Source organism: Pantoea sp. X-Soil-ISGK-355 (assembly GCF_059730805.1).
The window spans coordinates 341308-353904 of the sequence record NZ_AP035972.1 but is presented as its reverse complement, the minus strand read 5'-3'; the positions used below and the strand labels follow the sequence as shown (position 1 = coordinate 353904).

Here is a 12597-nt window from a genome sequence, read left to right as displayed (position 1 = left end):
GACCTCTTTGGTGCAGGATTAATAATCCAGTTCGCCCGGCGTAAATGCCCTGAATGCGTTATCGGACGGCGTATAGCCCAGCACCTCACGCGTCTGCGTCAGATCAAACCGTTTAAAGCGGTTATCGGAAATGCCGTAACCAATAAAGAAAGTGATCTTCTCCGCTTCGACAGCGCCGGTCAGCAGTCTGACGGCATCATCCGGGCTCAGCCAGGCGCTGTAATCCCGTGCAGTGTGCTGGCTATTATCCAGTGCCGGTTCAAACGCCCCGATTCTCAGCGCCACGCAGCTCAGATCGTGCTGGCTGGCGTAGAAAGCGCAAAGTGCTTCCCCATAACATTTGGTGACGCCATACAGATTCGCAGGACAGACAGCCATGCCGGGATGTACCTGAATATCTGTCGGATAACCCTCGATAGTCTGCGCACTGCTGGCAAACACCAGACGACGACAGCGATGATCTGCGGCTGCCTTCAGTAACCAGGTGGTGGAGAGAATGTTTGCGGGCAGTAGATCGTCGAAGCTGGCCTGTGCATCAGGGATACCGGCGAGGTGGATAACGGTATCGACAGGTTCATCTGACAGTAAGTTCTCTGCCGCATCCGGTTGCGATAAATCCGCCGCGATAAACCGATGCGGGGCGGGGATCGCGTAGTCGGGCTGCCGCACATCCGTCAGGATAAAGCGGTAACGATCCTGGCTGGCTGCGAAGAAGGTCCGGCCGATGCGTCCGCTGGCGCCGGTAAGAAGGATCACTCTGGTCGTCATCTGCTGATTCCTGTTCAGTAACCTGTTAAATAAAGACGCGTTAATCGGTCAGTAAAGCAGACATCCCCGATCTAAGCCTGCCTGACCTCTCCGGATTGTGAGCTGGCTTAGCGCGAATCGCGCCAGACCCGCACAGGGGAAGCGTAATCCTGGAACAGCCTTAACTGTGCGTCAGATCACAAAATGGGTTGCTTAGCGCGGCCTCACTTTCTATAGTCAAGCCGCTTCATCCGGACGGGATAACGTTCTGCTTTCTCCCGCCGACTCACGTCAGCTTTTCAGTTCAGGTCATTGGGAATCCATTTTGTTAAGAAAAAATCATAAAACCGACGATGCCGGTTTTGTCCGCTGGGCATTACTCGCTCTGGCACTGGGCGGCTTTGGTATCGGAACCGGTGAGTTCATCATGATGGGCCTGCTGCCCGATGTTTCACGCTCTCTGACGATCACCGAACCGCAGGCGGGCAACGCTATCGCCAGTTACGCGCTGGGTGTGGTGGTGGGCGCACCGTTTATTGCCGTACTGGCAGCGCGGATGGCACGTAAATCGCTGCTGCTGATCCTGATGGCGCTGTTCAGCGTCGGCAATGTCGCCAGTGCGATGGCCGACAGCTATCACGGCCTGCTGGTGGCGCGCTTTCTGACCGGCCTGCCGCACGGGGCTTACTTTGGTGTTGCCTCACTGGTGGCAGCTTCACTGGTCCCGCTTGAACGGCGCGGTCGTGCGCTGGCGTCACTGATGCTGGGACTGACGGTGGCGACCCTGATTGGCGTACCGCTAGGCTCATGGATTGGGCAGCTATTCAGCTGGCACGTGGTGTTCACCTTTGTGGGCGCGGTTGGTCTCCTGACCTGCCTGCTGATTGGTCGCTACGTGCCTTACACGCCAGGCGATGCGGATGCACATCCGCTGCGTGAACTGGGTGCGCTGAAAAACACACAGGTGCTGCTGACCCTGCTGGTGGGCGCGGTAGGCTTTGGCGGCATGTTCGCGATCTTCAGTTATATCGCGCCGACGCTGATTAACATTGCTGGCATCTCCCCCTCGCTGATCCCCTGGGCGATGGTGGCGTTTGGGCTGGGAATGATCATCGGTAATCTGGTGGGGGGCCGTCTGGCTGATGGCCCGGTGCTGAATATTATTGGCTGGACGCTGTTATGGAACGTGCTGGTGATGCTGGCCTTCCCGGTGCTGGTTCAGCATGTGGCAACTGGCCTGCTGGCCACATTCCTGATCGGCACCTGCTCAGTGCTGCTGCCGTCACTGCAGATTCGCCTGATGGATGTCGCCAATGAGTCGCAAACCCTGGCAGCCGCGATGAACCATTCAGCGCTGAACATCGCCAATGCGATGGGCGCGTATCTGGGTGGCCTGACCGTGTCGCTGGGCTATGGCTGGATCTCCACCGCGTGGGTGGGTGTTGCGCTGGGCGTGGCCGGTCTGATGGTGTTTGTGATGACGGCGCGCCATGCTGCGCGTCAGCAGACGCAACTGGCCTGATATAAAAGAAGAGGGCGCAGCGATACCGATTATCGCTGCGCTTAATGTGTACAGCGCCGACGTATAACTTTTCCGCAGTGATTAACCGCAAGGCTTTTTACTGGCTGACCGTTTAATGAAAATTATCATTCTGAAAGCGCGGGAATTTAAAAAGGCTTGAAAAATCAATAATGGCGTTCCGGACGTCTGGATGTTAAAATTAAATTAAAATAATGTTTGCTAAAGTCGTTAAGGGATGGCTTAATGGCGACCTCGGTTTGGAACACAGACCTTATCAAAGCAGTTTTAGTAAAGCAGTCCTCAGTGCAAGCGATATCACAAGATACCCTTATTCATGAGTCTCCTCCTAAAAGCCTGGTAAGTTACCTTCTGAAAGACAGGCCATCTTCGCCACTTAGTGGCTCATAAATTAAGGAATTATCGATGTCTAATAAAATGACTGGTTTAGTAAAATGGTTTGACGCGGGTAAAGGTTTCGGTTTTATCTCTCCTCAGGACGGCAGCAAAGATGTATTCGTACATTTCTCTGCAATCCAGAGCAACGACTATAAAACTCTGGACGAAGGCCAGCAGGTCGAATTCACTATTGAAAACGGCGCTAAAGGTCCTTCAGCGGCAAACGTAGTCCCTATGTAAGCCTCTGTTATCAATAACGCTTACAATCGCGATGACGGCAATAGCCCGAGCAGATAAGCCTGAATTGATAATAAAAAAACCCGCCTTGTGCGGGTTTTTTGCGTTTATGTCTGGCTGAAAACTTTCGCGAAGTTTTTGCCCACAACAGCGTTTCGCGCGGGCCAGTATCAGACTGAGCCTGTTCACCTTAAGCTTGCGATCAGCCATTGCTGCAATTCTGTCAACTCCGCCTGTTGTGCCGGGAAATCGGCTATCAGCAGATTCAGGACCTGGTCCAGTGCATCGGGCCGGTATGTGACGTTCTGCATCCGCTGGGCCAGCGCTTCGAGCGGCGCGGGATTGAGGCTGTCGCTGAAAATCTGACAGCGGCTGATCACGCCGCGTTCGACATCGAAGTGAATCTCCACACCGCCCCAGATAAAACGCTGGTCCAGCAGATGCGAGAAGGCAGGTGCCTGACCGAAATTCCATGCCCAGCTACTCTGCTTTGCGAACTGCTCAGTGAATCCAGGCAGGTCGGGCAGGGCATCGGGAGAGATCATCTCCGGCTCACACTGCTCGCCGAAATGTGCAAAAAAGGCGTCTGTCACGGCTGAGCAGATAGCCTGATAGCTGATACCGGGCGTTAACTCCGTCAGATTAGCAACCCTGGCGCGCACTGACGTAATCCCTTTAGCCTGCAGTTTCTTCACATCAGGATTAAGGTAATCTGCCAGCCGGGAAAGATCGGCATCCATCAGAATAGTGCCGTGATGAAAACCACGATCCGGCGTTTCACGATACGCAGACCCGGAGATTTTGCGCAGTCCGTCAGCGGTGTTCACCACTAAATCGTTACGGCCGGACGCTTCCGCCGGAACACCCAGCGCGTTCAGTGCGTGCAGGATAATGGCAGTTGAAACGCTTTTATCGTACTCCGGCTTGCCGGCCATAAAGGTAAAACAGCAGTTACCGAGGTCGTGAAACACCGCGCCACCGCCGCTGCTGCGACGCGCCAGACGGATGCCATCTTCCGTCATGCGCCGGGTATTGCACTCTTTCCACGGGTTCTGCGCCCGTCCAATCACCACCGTTTCCGCATTCCGCCACAGGAACAGCACCCGCTGGGTGGCAGGCATCTGCCGGAAAATGCACTCTTCGACCGCCAGATTAAACCAGGGATCATTGGATTCAGATAACAGTAAACGCAGCGTGGACATCAGTAACTCCCGATCCTTATGAGAAGCGGCCCGTAAAGCAGGCAGAACGCAGAGTCTACCAGCACGGACGCGGACTCACATGCCTCTTCATGCCGTGATGCTGCGGCAAAAAAAGATAAAATGCCGTCTGCGGCGCAATCACGGCAGATTGCTGTAGAACATTGTGCCAGTATATTGTCTGAGTCTGCTGATTTTACTGCTTATTTTCCCCGATGAGATTAAAAAACTTATGAACGCGTCCGCTGGCATCGCGATGAAAATCACAGCTGCGTTGAGCTCAACGCTGATGCTGGCCTGTGTAAAAGGGCTGGATGGCGCAATACCGGTCGGCGAAGTGATATTTTTCCGCTCGCTGCTGGCACTGGTTCCACTGCTCATCTGGCTACGCGTTCAGGGCAGCGTGCTGGAGGGCATCCGCACCCGTAATATTCGCGGGCATTTTGTGCGCGGGCTGGCCGGAACCGGTGGTCTCTATTTCAGCTACCTGTCGCTGCTCTATATTTCCCTGACCGACGCTACCGCGATTAACTATGCCGCACCGCTATTTACCGTGCTGCTGGCGGCATTGCTGCTGCGTGAAAAAGTGCGCCACCATCGCTGGGTGGCGGTCTTTACCGGTTTCAGCGGCATTCTGGTGATGTTTTCCGGGCATCTTTCGCTGACGCAGTCGGCAGCATTCTCGCTCTCCGCGTCGGCGGGCATTCTGCTGGCGCTGATGGCAGCCTTCTGTACCGCCTGTGCACTGGTCCAGATTCGGTTTCTTAACGGCAAAGAGAAACCGGGCGCCATCGCCTTCTGGTTCGCCGTCACCACAGCGATAACGTCGCTGGTCACGCTGCCGGGCGGCTGGAAAGTGCCGCACGGTAATCAGGTAGCGCTACTGATAGGATGCGGGCTGCTGGGCGGAATCACGCAGATTCTGATGACCCTGAGCCTGCGGTACGCAGAAGCCTCCCTGCTGGCTCCGTTCGACTACACCACGCTGCTCTGGTCCGTCGCGGTGGGGTATCTGTTGCTGGGTAACCTGCCGACTACCACCACGGTCATCGGTGCGGTTCTGGTGGTGTGCGGCGGCCTCTATTCAGTGCTGTATGAGCGCTACCGCTTTCGTAAAGCGCGGGTAGCGGATATTACGACCTGAGCAGAGCACGCATCAGAATGCTGAATAACAAAAGGATAATAACGTACAGTTAACAATTTGTGAGCGCGGCGAAAGAATGAACGGTTGTAATCGATTACTTTTAAATCCGGCATAAAGTAATCGATTACTTATTCGTGAGGTTCTCATGATTGCAACGGTGCAGGAGAGTGCAGGTCAGCGGGTGCAGCATAAGCTGCTGGTGCCGCGTCTTTCACTGATGATGTTTATGCAGTTCTTTATCTGGGGCAGCTGGTCGGTAACGCTGGGGCTGGTGATGACCCGTCACAATATGCCGTTGCTGATTGGGGATGCGTTTTCGGCCGGGCCTATCGCGTCGATTCTCTCACCGTTTGTGCTCGGTATGCTGGTGGATCGCTTCTTTCCCTCGCAGAAAGTGATGGCCGTCATGAATCTGGCGGGCGCAGCGATTCTCTGGTTCGTGCCGCAGGCACTGATCGCAGAGAACGGCGCGTTGCTGATCGCCCTGTTATTTGGCTATACGCTCTGCTTTATGCCGACGCTGGCGCTCTCGAATAACATCGCCTTTCACAGTCTCGCCAGCAGTGAGAAGAGTTTCCCCATCGTCAGGGTCTTCGGCACTATCGGCTGGATCGTGGCGGGGATCTTTATCGGCGTGACCGGCATTGCAGACAGCGTGGCGGTGTTCCAGCTGGCGGCACTCTGTTCAGTCCTGCTGGCCATTTATAGCCTGACGTTGCCTCACACACCGGCACCGGCTAAAGGTTTACCGTTAAAAGTCCGCGATCTCTTCTGCGCCGACGCCTTCGCCTTGCTGCGGCTGCGGCATTTCATGGTCTTTGCACTGTGTGCCACCCTGATCTCCATTCCACTTGGCACCTACTACGCGTTTACTGCTTCCTGGCTGGCGGATGCCGGTATCCGCGAAGTCAGCACGCTAATGTCACTGGGGCAGATGTCTGAAATTGCCTTCATGCTGATCATCCCGCTGCTATTTCGTCGCCTGGGTGTGAAGTACATGCTGCTGATTGGGATGACGGCGTGGTTTGTCCGCTATGCCCTGTTTGCGCTGGGCATGAGTGATGAGACGCGCACGCTGATCTACCTCGGCATTCTGCTACATGGCATCTGCTATGACTTCTTCTTCGTGGTGGGCTTCATCTATACCGATCGGATTGCCGGTGAAAAGGTAAAAGGGCAGGCGCAGAGCATGGTGGTGATGTTCACCTACGGCATCGGCATGCTGCTGGGATCGCAAATCTCTGGCGCGCTCTACAACCATCTGGTTGCAGGTCACGTCAGCGCGCAGAGCTGGGCACTCTTCTGGTGGATCCCCGCCGTTGCCGCCGCGCTGATCGCGATTATTTTCTTCTTCTCGTTTAAATATCGTGATGAGGCGGTAGCAAAAACAGGAGTTACTAATGAAAACAGTTAAGGGACCGGGCATCTTCCTGTCGCAGTTCATCACCTCGCAGCCGCCATTTAATTCCCTGGCGGGTCTGGCGGAGTGGGCCGCCGCGCTGGGATACCGGGCGCTGCAGATCCCCTGTCACCAGCCCGCTATTTTCGACCTTGAGCAGGCAGCGGTCAGCCAGACCTATTGCGATGAGGTACGGGGATTGCTGGCCGGTTTTGGGCTGGAGATCAGCGAGCTGTCTACCCATCTCGAAGGGCAACTGGTTGCCGTTAACCCGGCCTATGACATGGCTTTTGATAATTTTGCCCCAGCGGCATTGCGCGGCGATCCCGTCCGGCGCACTGACTGGGCTATCGCCACCCTGAAAAAGGCGGCCGCGGCCTCTGAGAAGTTAGGTTTGCGCGCCCACGCCACCTTTTCCGGCTCACTCGCCTGGCCCTGGTTCTATCCCTGGCCGCCGCATCATGAAGCGCTGTTTGATGAGGCGTTTGCTGAGCTGGCAAGGCGCTGGCTACCGGTGATGGATGTATTTGACCAGCATGGCATTGACCTCTGCTATGAGATTCATCCCGGCGAAGACCTGCATGACGGTGTTACGTTTGAGCGTTTTCTGGCGGAGGTGAATCACCATCCGCGCTGCAATATTCTGTTCGACCCCAGCCATCTGCTGTTGCAACACATCGACTATCTGCAGTTTATCGACCTCTACCATCCGCGTATCAAAGCCTTTCACGTTAAGGATGCTGAATATCAGCTTAACGGACGCAGCGGCGTCTATGGCGGTTATCAGCCCTGGCTGGCACGGACCGGACGCTTTCGCTCGCCGGGCGATGGCCAGATCGACTTTGGTCGTATTTTCAGCAAGCTGGCACAGTATGACTATGATGGCTGGGCGGTGCTGGAGTGGGAGTGCTGCCTGAAAGAGGGCGAAACCGGGGCGCGTGAAGGTGCAGAGTTTATCCGTCGCCATATTATTCCCGTGGCTGACCGCGCGTTTGATGATTTTGCTTTAGCAGAGAACGCCCCATCGATACGCCACCAGCTGGGGCTGGATCGCGACGTCTGAGGTGGCCATGTGGATTCAGCGGATGAGCGGTGAGTCGGCTTTACACGCATTAAAACAGAAGGATCGTTATGTCTGTTCAGAAAATCGCCCGGATGGCGGGTGTTTCAGTTGCTACGGTTTCCCGGGTGTTGAATAACAGCGACAGCGTAAAACCAGCTAATCGCCAGAAAGTCCTGGCGGCCATCGAAGAAAGCCATTATCAGCCTAACCTGCTGGCACGCCAGCTACGCACGGCGCGCAGCGCGATGATTCTGGTGCTGGTTTCAGATATCTCCAACCCGTTCTGCGCCGAAGTGGTTAAAGGCATAGAGGCGCACGCCGAGAAAAATGGCTATCGCATCCTGCTGTGCAACTCGGGCGCGGAGATAGAACGTTCGCGATCCAGTCTGCAACTGCTTTCCGGCAAAATGGTGGATGGCATCATTACGATGGATGCCTTCAGCAAGCTGCCGGAGCTGAGCCAGCTGATAGGCGCGGCCCCCTGGGTTCAGTGTGCCGAACATGATGACACCGGGCAGGTCTCCTGCGTTGGTATTGATGATGACGTCGCTGCGCAGTCAGTGGTGCAGTTCCTTGCGGCACGGGGACGGCAGCGCATCGCGTTAATTAATCACGACCTCCGCTATCGATATGCCCGACTGCGTCAGCAGGGCTATACCCGCCAGATCAAAGAACAGCACCTGACCTGGGAAGCGATTGCCTACGCCAGCGAGTTAAGCTTCAGCGCCGGAAAAGCGGCGATGGAGCAGTTGCTGGCGGACAAAACCATTCCTGATGCGGTGTTTGCCGTGTCTGATACGCTTGCCGCTGGCGCCATGACGGCAATTCAGCAGGCGGGGTTGCGGATACCTGACGATATCGGCGTAGTAGGGTTTGACGGCAGCGAATTGGCTGAAATGGTATCGCCGCCACTGACCACCCTGGCGCAACCCTCAAAGGAAATAGGTCGCCGGGCCTGTGAACTGGTGTTGCAGAAAATCACCCGGCCCGATGCGCCTTCACAATGTGTGATCATGCAGGGTGAGCTGGTGGTGCGGTGCAGCAGCTGAAAGCATGACCCGCCAGCCTTTTCCCAATTTAACGACGCCTCTATTGTCCACTAAAAAGCGACAGTGATTGCCCGTTCACACCATTGTGTGACTCTCTTGTTTACTTATATGCTGTTTCCATCGAAGGGCATTCGCACTTCCCGAATCAACGAAGGGGCAGAATATGATTGAGCAAAGATTGTCAGAGCAACGCGGTGTGGGCGATCACGGCTGGCTGAATTCACGTCACACCTTCTCTTTTGCAAACTACTGGGACCCAAAACAGGCGGGCTTCTCTGATCTGCTGGTGATCAACGATGATCGCGTCGCTAAAGGGCGTGGTTTTGGTGCTCATCCGCACAGCAACATGGAGATTATCTCTTATGTGCTGGAAGGCGCGCTGGAGCACAAAGACTCAATGGGCACCGGCTCGGTGATTGTTCCCGGCGACGTGCAGTTGATGAGTGCGGGCAGTGGTGTGACCCACAGTGAGTTTAACCACTCTGGTACTGAGGGCGTGCATTTCCTGCAGATTTGGGTAGTTCCTGCTGAGAAGAACACGCCGCCAGGCTACCAGCAGATCTCCGTCACCGAAGCGGATAAACGCGGTAATTTGCGACTGATTATTTCGCCGGAAGGTGAAAACGGGGCATTACGGGTGCGCCAGGATATTCGCATCTATGCGGGACTGTTCCAGGGCGATGAGCAGCAGACGATCACGCTGCCGGACGACCGCTATGCGTATATTCATGTGGCGCGCGGCAGTGTCAGGGTAAATGGCCTGCAATTTAATGCCGGAGACGGTGCGCGGGTTCGCAATGAGAAAACGCTGTCGTTCAGTCACGGTGAAGGAGCGGAGGTGTTGTTATTCGATCTGCGTCCCAACGAAGTGAATCATCCAACCCGTTAAAATGAAAACTGCGCGGCTTTCACCGCGCAGTTTTTTTTGCATCACTGCGCGTTAAGAAACGCCAGCAGATCCTGGTTCAGTTGATCCTGATGCGTTACCGCGAAACCATGCGGCGCATTGTCATAAACCTTGAGTTCAGCACCCTCAATCATCTCCGCCGCCACTTTGCCGGTGGATTCAAACGGCACGATCTGGTCGTTGCTGCCATGGATCACCAGCGTTGGCACATTGACTTTCGCTACGTCGGCACGGAAATCGGTTTCCGCAAACGCGGTAACGCAGTCCACGGTACTTTTTAGCGAAGCCAGCAACGCGATATTCAGCGTCTGCGTCATCACGCCATCTGAAACAGTCTGCCCGGCGTTGGTGCCGTAGAACGGCGTGGCGAACTCTTTGATAAACTGCGCGCGATCTTTGAGCAGGCCATCACGAATCCCCTCGAATACCGACATATCGACACCCTGCGGGTAGTCTGCCGTTTTGCCAAAGATAGGCGTAACGGCACCGAGCAGCACCAGCGCCGCGACGCGATCGCTGCCGTAGCTGCCGATGTAGCGCGTAACGTCGCCGCCACCCATGGAGAAGCCCACCAGCGTCACGTTCTGCAGGTCAAGATGGGTGATCAAATCGTTAATATCTGAAGCAAAGGTATCGTAGTTATTGCCGGTCCAGGGCTGGTCAGAGCGGCCAAAGCCACGACGGTCAAACGCAATCACCCGATAGCCGTTATCGGCCAGGAATTTCATCTGGCTGTCCCACATGTCGGCATCCAGCGGCCAGCCGTGGCTGAATAATACAGGCTTACCGGTTCCCCAGTCCTTGAAGTAAATCTGTGTGCCGTCGGTCGTTTTAAAAGTGCTCATAGTATTGCCCTCTGTATGACGTGATAGATGAGAAGTTGGTACTGCGCCAGTTACACTGGCGCCACCAGATAGCGTACCTCGGGTGAGCGCTCGCCCTGATGAAAAGCGAAAACCCGCCGCTCTATTTTTTTGTCGTTGATGGTGTAGCGCTCTTTCTGACGCAGATGTTCGACCCAGGAACCGACCACAAACGTTTCAACGAAAATGCCGGGCTGCAGAATATCTTCATACAGTGACCAGTTGATGGCGCCACCGCGGCGTCTGACCCGCCGCATATCCTGCATGCAGACTGTAAAAGCATGTACATCATCAATAGTAATCCGGTATTCGTAATTCACCATAACCGGCCCGCGTTCGTGACGCATATCCAGCGCAGGCGCATTGACGCCGTCACCAATCATATCGAGATTGAGATCGGGATCCTGATCGAGCCGCCAGCGCCAGACGGTACTGCTGGCCAGTACCATGCCCAGCGCGGCGATGCAGAGCGACAGCGGAATGCCGAAGTGCGAGGCGAGCTGTCCCCAGAGGGCGCTGCCTGCGGTCATCGAACCAAAGAACACCGTCAGATAAACCGCCAGCGCACGCGCTTTCACCCACTTCGCGGCGCTGCGCTGTGCGCCAAGATTCAGCGTCGACAGCACCGCGATCCAGGCAAAGCCGGTGAAGAACTCAAACGCATTCAGAAGCCAGAAGTGCCGCACAAAGGCCAGCGCCAGCATAGTCAGGGCAAAGATCAGACTGGCAAGCACCATCAGGCGATCGGAACTCAGGCGACGACGCAGACGCGGCAGCAGGACGGCGCCAGTTATCGCGCCGACACCGATGCAGGCCAGCATAATGCCGTAGCCGCCAGGGCCGAGGCCGAGTTCACGACGCGCCACCAATGGCAGCAAAGCCCAGCCTGCGCTGCCAAACAGGAAGAACGCGAAGGTCCGCACAAGCACGTTACGCAACACTGGTGCCGCATGCACATAGCGCAGGCCGGCACGCACCGCCGGGAAGAAGTGCTCGGGCGGGAGGCGCTGCACGCTGGGTTCTGCTTTCCAGCGCCAGAGCACCCAGGTCACGCCCAGCACGGACAACGCATTGAGCAGGAAAACCATCCAGGGCCCGGTGAATGAGAGGATCAGGCCGCCCAGCGCCGGACCGATGGCGCGACTGATATTAATGCCGAGCGAGTTAAGGGCAATGGCTGGACCCAGTTCCTGTTTAGTCACCAGATCCGGCACGATCGCCTGGAAGGGCGGCGAACTCATGGCGGCACCCGCGCTCAGCAAAAAGGCAGCGCCCAGCAGTACTTCAGGGGTTACATGGCCGGTCCAGGCCAGCACCGTCAGCCCGGCCGCGGCGATAAAGGTCCAGAGCTGGGAAAACAGCAGATATTTGCGGCGGTCAACGATATCCGCCATTACGCCTGAGGGCAGCGCGAACAGAAACATCGGCAGGCTGCTGGCCGCCTGCACCAGCGCCACGGCCAGCGGGTCGGCACTCAGCGTCAGCATGCTCCAGTTCACACCCACATCGTTCATCCATGAACCGATATTGGAGACGACGGTGGCGATCCACAGCATGCGGAACACCGGCTGACGCAGCGGCTGTAGCGGTGAAACCTCACCCGTGGGCGTTGCCGCAGGCTGTTCCTGCTCGAGCTGGTGGATATCATTAACCTGTGCCATGACGAACCCCCTGATGTTTCACCGCGCCGATTCGCCAGCCGCCAGGCCCGGTCAGCGCCAGCGTGGTAAAGATAATGAGCAGCAGCCAGCCGAACTGGCCTTCCGCTAGTGACCAGCCAGGGTGTACCACCAGCATCGCGACCAGTAGCACCGCGATGATCGGCAGGCAGGCAATCCGGCTACCCCAGCCGAGAATAATAAAGATCGGGCAGATGACTTCTGCCACTATCGCTGGCAGCAGGCTCATCATCGGTCCCAGACCAAACGGGTCTTCTATACGCGTCAGTTCTTCGCTGAAATGCAGAATTTTCGGCAGCCCATGCACCTGCAACAGCAGCAGGCTGCCGGTCAGGCGCAGGAAGAACAGCCCCGCATTGATACGGGGCGACAGATCCCTAGCGTTATTCATG

12 protein-coding genes are annotated in these 12597 nt (G+C 56.2%); 7 read left to right on the top strand and 5 right to left on the bottom strand.

The window, feature by feature from the left end; translation table 11 throughout:
• Positions 1–18: 18 nt before the first annotated feature.
• Positions 19–768 (bottom strand): NAD-dependent epimerase/dehydratase family protein, encoded by a 750-nt coding sequence (locus AC6I8J_RS20375; RefSeq protein ID WP_161734566.1) that lies wholly within the window; start codon positions 766–768, stop codon positions 19–21.
• A 304-nt stretch (positions 769–1072) separates the two neighbouring features.
• Between AC6I8J_RS20375 and AC6I8J_RS20370 the strand changes: the two genes are divergently transcribed.
• The gene (locus AC6I8J_RS20370) at positions 1073–2269 is read left to right on the top strand and encodes an MFS transporter (RefSeq protein ID WP_161734568.1); all 1197 of its coding nucleotides are present in this window, start codon (positions 1073–1075) and stop codon (positions 2267–2269) included.
• Between the two features lie 423 nt (positions 2270–2692).
• A complete protein-coding gene (cspE, locus tag AC6I8J_RS20365) occupies positions 2693–2905 on the top strand; it encodes a transcription antiterminator/RNA stability regulator CspE (RefSeq protein WP_003855207.1) in 213 nt (70 codons plus the stop codon).
• 182 nt (positions 2906–3087) lie between these two features.
• Here the strand turns inward: cspE and lplA are convergent, their stop codons facing one another.
• Positions 3088–4104, bottom strand: coding sequence for a lipoate--protein ligase (gene lplA, locus AC6I8J_RS20360; protein ID WP_440829587.1), 1017 nt, complete (start codon positions 4102–4104; stop codon positions 3088–3090).
• A gap of 229 nt (positions 4105–4333) precedes the next feature.
• On the opposite strand from lplA, the gene AC6I8J_RS20355 reads away from it, so the two are divergent.
• The 5 genes from AC6I8J_RS20355 to AC6I8J_RS20335 all read left to right on the top strand — a co-directional run bounded on the left by AC6I8J_RS20355 (position 4334) and on the right by AC6I8J_RS20335 (position 9645).
• Positions 4334–5245 carry a DMT family transporter gene (locus AC6I8J_RS20355; RefSeq protein ID WP_222925858.1) on the top strand — a complete coding sequence of 304 codons (912 nt, stop codon included), beginning with the start codon at positions 4334–4336 and terminating at the stop codon, positions 5243–5245.
• A 145-nt stretch (positions 5246–5390) separates the two neighbouring features.
• Positions 5391–6659 (top strand): MFS transporter, encoded by a 1269-nt coding sequence (locus AC6I8J_RS20350; protein ID WP_497825786.1) that lies wholly within the window; start codon positions 5391–5393, stop codon positions 6657–6659.
• Complete coding sequence (locus AC6I8J_RS20345; RefSeq protein ID WP_260058501.1) at positions 6646–7707, top strand: sugar phosphate isomerase/epimerase family protein; 1062 nt, start codon at positions 6646–6648, stop codon at positions 7705–7707. The genes AC6I8J_RS20350 and AC6I8J_RS20345 overlap by 14 nt, the downstream gene beginning before the upstream one ends.
• A gap of 68 nt (positions 7708–7775) precedes the next feature.
• A complete protein-coding gene (locus AC6I8J_RS20340; protein ID WP_161734578.1) occupies positions 7776–8756 on the top strand; it encodes a LacI family DNA-binding transcriptional regulator in 981 nt (326 codons plus the stop codon).
• A gap of 163 nt (positions 8757–8919) precedes the next feature.
• Positions 8920–9645, top strand: coding sequence for a pirin family protein (locus AC6I8J_RS20335; protein WP_161734580.1), 726 nt, complete (start codon positions 8920–8922; stop codon positions 9643–9645).
• Positions 9646–9686: 41 nt separating this feature from the next.
• Here the strand turns inward: AC6I8J_RS20335 and AC6I8J_RS20330 are convergent, their stop codons facing one another.
• The 3 genes from AC6I8J_RS20330 to AC6I8J_RS20320 are packed head-to-tail and all read right to left on the bottom strand — an operon-like array spanning position 9687 to position 12596.
• On the bottom strand, positions 9687–10508 hold the full coding sequence (locus AC6I8J_RS20330; RefSeq protein WP_161734582.1) for an alpha/beta fold hydrolase: 822 nt from the start codon (positions 10506–10508) through the stop codon (positions 9687–9689).
• A gap of 50 nt (positions 10509–10558) precedes the next feature.
• Positions 10559–12187, bottom strand: a complete 1629-nt coding sequence (locus AC6I8J_RS20325) for an MFS transporter (protein ID WP_497825785.1) — start codon at positions 12185–12187, stop codon at positions 10559–10561.
• A complete protein-coding gene (locus AC6I8J_RS20320; RefSeq protein ID WP_161734587.1) occupies positions 12174–12596 on the bottom strand; it encodes a DoxX family protein in 423 nt (140 codons plus the stop codon). The genes AC6I8J_RS20325 and AC6I8J_RS20320 overlap by 14 nt, the downstream gene beginning before the upstream one ends.
• Between the last annotated feature and the right edge of the window lies 1 nt (position 12597).

What these genes read in the sequence shown, in the direction of transcription:
- AC6I8J_RS20375 (WP_161734566.1), bottom strand. Translation starts at nt 768, where the DNA reads ATGACGACCAGAGTGATCCTTCTTACCGGCGCCAGCGGACGCATCGGC.
- AC6I8J_RS20350 (WP_497825786.1), top strand. Translation starts at nt 5,391, where the DNA reads ATGATTGCAACGGTGCAGGAGAGTGCAGGTCAGCGGGTGCAGCATAAG.
- AC6I8J_RS20340 (WP_161734578.1), top strand. Translation starts at nt 7,776, where the DNA reads ATGTCTGTTCAGAAAATCGCCCGGATGGCGGGTGTTTCAGTTGCTACG.
- AC6I8J_RS20345 (WP_260058501.1), top strand. Translation starts at nt 6,646, where the DNA reads ATGAAAACAGTTAAGGGACCGGGCATCTTCCTGTCGCAGTTCATCACC.
- AC6I8J_RS20320 (WP_161734587.1), bottom strand. Translation starts at nt 12,596, where the DNA reads ATGAATAACGCTAGGGATCTGTCGCCCCGTATCAATGCGGGGCTGTTC.
- AC6I8J_RS20325 (WP_497825785.1), bottom strand. Translation starts at nt 12,187, where the DNA reads ATGGCACAGGTTAATGATATCCACCAGCTCGAGCAGGAACAGCCTGCG.
- AC6I8J_RS20330 (WP_161734582.1), bottom strand. Translation starts at nt 10,508, where the DNA reads ATGAGCACTTTTAAAACGACCGACGGCACACAGATTTACTTCAAGGAC.
- AC6I8J_RS20335 (WP_161734580.1), top strand. Translation starts at nt 8,920, where the DNA reads ATGATTGAGCAAAGATTGTCAGAGCAACGCGGTGTGGGCGATCACGGC.
- AC6I8J_RS20355 (WP_222925858.1), top strand. Translation starts at nt 4,334, where the DNA reads ATGAACGCGTCCGCTGGCATCGCGATGAAAATCACAGCTGCGTTGAGC.
- lplA (WP_440829587.1), bottom strand. Translation starts at nt 4,104, where the DNA reads ATGTCCACGCTGCGTTTACTGTTATCTGAATCCAATGATCCCTGGTTT.
- cspE (WP_003855207.1), top strand. Translation starts at nt 2,693, where the DNA reads ATGTCTAATAAAATGACTGGTTTAGTAAAATGGTTTGACGCGGGTAAA.